A 2,502-nucleotide genomic window follows, 5' to 3' on the forward strand; every position below is an offset into this window, starting at 1 on the left:
TCCCGCACCTGGCCGCGGATCAGCGGGTAGATGAAGAAAGTGCCGAAGAACAGCGCGGTCGCCAGCAGCGCGCCAGTGACGAAAAGCAATTTGTTCAGATAGACGATTTTGTCGACACGCGATGCGGCATCGAGGTCCGAGGCGATGTCCTGTAACTGACCAAAGGCATGGAAGGTCACCAGGCCAGCGGCCAGGATCACGAAAATAAAGACGAAAAAAGCGGATTCCGCCTTGTGGAAACGCATCTACTCCCCGCGCCACTGTAACCCCTGAGCTTATGCCATAGCGGACCTTACGGACCGTTAACCCGGACAACCCTGGAGAGAATTAGAACAAAGGATTTTAAGGCGCTGATTGAAAAAGCCTTTTTGTCAGTCGCGAACTGCCGGTTGATCGTCCGGTCGCAGCCTGCGCCACTCCGCGCCCAGTTGGTGCCTGAACCAGGTCGATTGGCGCTTGGCATACTGCCGAGTCGCGATCTTGGCTCGCTCGATCGCCTCGGGAAAGCCGCACTGTCCGGCCATCGCCGCCTGCAGCTCGCGCACCCCGATCGCCTTCATCGCCGGCAGGTCCGGGTCGAGCCCAAGCGCCGTAAGCTGCCGCACTTCGTCCAGCGCGCCCTTGTCGAGCATCTGGTCGAAACGCGCCTCGATGCGCCGGACCAGTTGCGCCCGGTCCGGCTCGATCACCAGGAAACGAGCGCTGTCGCGGTCGATCAGCGGACGGCCGCGCGCCGCCTGCCACTCCAGGAGGGAACGTCCCGAAGCATCGAGCACTTCGAGCGCCCGCACGATCCGCTGACCGTCCGTCGGCCTGAGTTGCATGGCCATGGTTGAATCCTCATGCATCAGCAGGCGATGCAGTCTTTCGGCTCCTTGCTCCTTGAGCTCGTAGCGCCAGCGCTCACGCACCGCCGGTGGAATGTCCGGCATATCCGAGATGCCTTCAGCCAGCGCGCGGAAATAGAGCCCGGTGCCGCCGACGAAAACAACCGGACGGCCCGACAGGACGCCATCGTCAATCAGCTTCGTCACGTCGCGCAGCCAGGCGCCGGTGGAATAGGCCGTGGAGGGATGCACATGGCCATAGAGGAAATGCGGCACGCGTGCCGTTTCGGCGGCGGTCGGTCGCGCGGTCAAGGCGTCAAGCACCGAATAGCCCTGCATGGAATCGGTGTTGACGATGACCCCGCCCTTGAGTTCGGCAAGATCGAGCGCCAGCGCCGACTTGCCGCTGGCCGTAGGCCCGGCTATCAGGATCGCGTTCTTGACGCGGCCTTCGCCCGCCTGCCTGCCGGAATGTTCAATGCCGCTGATCGCCACTCTAGTGTCCCGTCCAGAAGCCCGCGCCGTGCCCGCCTCCCTTGCGAATATGGCCTTGCAGGCTGCCGGCGCAAGCGCTGTCCGTTGGCTGGCTGAAGACGTCGCCTGCGACCTCGTCCTGCCGCAGACGCCGGATATCGGCGAAATGACCGCCAATCTGCGCGCCGCACTGGCTTCCGAGCCGGTCGATGTCGTCGTCCAGCCCGCCGAAGGCAGGCGCAAGAAGATCCTGCTCGCCGACATGGATTCGACGATGATCGATCAGGAGTGCATCGACGAGCTTGCCGACGAGATTGGCGTCAAGGACCATGTAGCGGCGATCACTGCGCGCTCGATGAATGGCGAGATCGCCTTCGAGCCGGCCTTGCGGGAACGCGTCGCCTTGCTGAAAGGCCTGGACACGGCGGTGGTCGACCGCATCATCGCCAATCGGCTGACGCTCGCCGCCGGCGGCCGCGCATTGGTGCAGACGATGCGTGCCAACGGCGCCTGGACTGCGCTGGTCTCCGGCGGCTTCGACGTCTTCACCAGCCGCATCGCCGCCATGCTGGGATTCCAGGAAAACCGGGCCAACCGGCTGATCGAGGAAGACGGCAGATTCGCCGGCATGGTGACCGAGCCCATCCTCGGGCGCGCCGCGAAGGCCGAAGCGCTGCTGGACATTGCCGCGAGGCTCGCGCTGACAACAGAGGATGCCATCGCGGTCGGCGACGGCGCCAACGATCTCGACATGATCCGTCTTGCCGGCACCGGCGTCGCGCTGCACGCCAAGCCGGCGGTGGCCGAGCAGGCACGCATTCGCATCGATCATGGCGACCTGACCGCGCTGCTCTATCTCCAGGGCTACCGCCGGGATGAGTTTGTGGAATGAAGCCGATCCGCATCGAGCGCCTGATCCTGCGCAACTGGGAGGATCGCGACCGCGCGCTTTTCCACCGCATCAACTCCGATGAGCGCGTGATGGAATTCTTCCCGTTCCGCCGCGACCGCGCCGCGGCTGACGCCAAGATGGACGAAGTCCGCGCCTGGATCGATGAGGATGGATATGGCTTCGCCGCGGCCGAGATTGCCGCGACCGGCGAATGCGTCGGCTTCGTCGGCTTGTCCGGAACGGAAGACATCGACGTGCTGGCGCCCGGCACGATTGAGATCGGCTGGCGGCTGGCGCCCGAATTCTGGG

The 2,502-nt window shown here is 64.4% G+C and carries 3 protein-coding genes and 1 pseudogene; 2 read left to right on the forward strand and 2 right to left on the reverse strand.

Annotation, left to right across the window (positions count from 1 at the left end; genetic code table 11):
• Together EOA28_RS32230 and miaA are read right to left on the reverse strand one after the other, a co-directional pair.
• Window positions 1-245, reverse strand: a pseudogene (locus EOA28_RS32230) (GGDEF domain-containing protein); the annotation flags it as partial.
• A gap of 126 nt (window positions 246-371) precedes the next feature.
• Window positions 372-1,316, reverse strand: coding sequence for a tRNA (adenosine(37)-N6)-dimethylallyltransferase MiaA (gene miaA, locus EOA28_RS32235; protein ID WP_127251575.1), 945 nt, complete (start codon window positions 1,314-1,316; stop codon window positions 372-374).
• Between miaA and serB the strand changes: the two genes are divergently transcribed.
• The gene (gene serB, locus EOA28_RS32240) at window positions 1,306-2,193 is read left to right on the forward strand and encodes a phosphoserine phosphatase SerB (protein WP_127251565.1); all 888 of its coding nucleotides are present in this window, start codon (window positions 1,306-1,308) and stop codon (window positions 2,191-2,193) included. The genes miaA and serB overlap by 11 nt on opposite strands.
• Window positions 2,190-2,502, forward strand: a 313-nt coding sequence (locus tag EOA28_RS32245; RefSeq protein ID WP_148670993.1) for a GNAT family N-acetyltransferase, incomplete at its 3' end; no start/stop codon positions are given. The genes serB and EOA28_RS32245, both read left to right, overlap by 4 nt.

It is taken from the genome of Mesorhizobium sp. M2A.F.Ca.ET.067.02.1.1 (assembly GCF_004023285.1).
Taxonomy (GTDB): domain Bacteria; phylum Pseudomonadota; class Alphaproteobacteria; order Rhizobiales; family Rhizobiaceae; genus Mesorhizobium.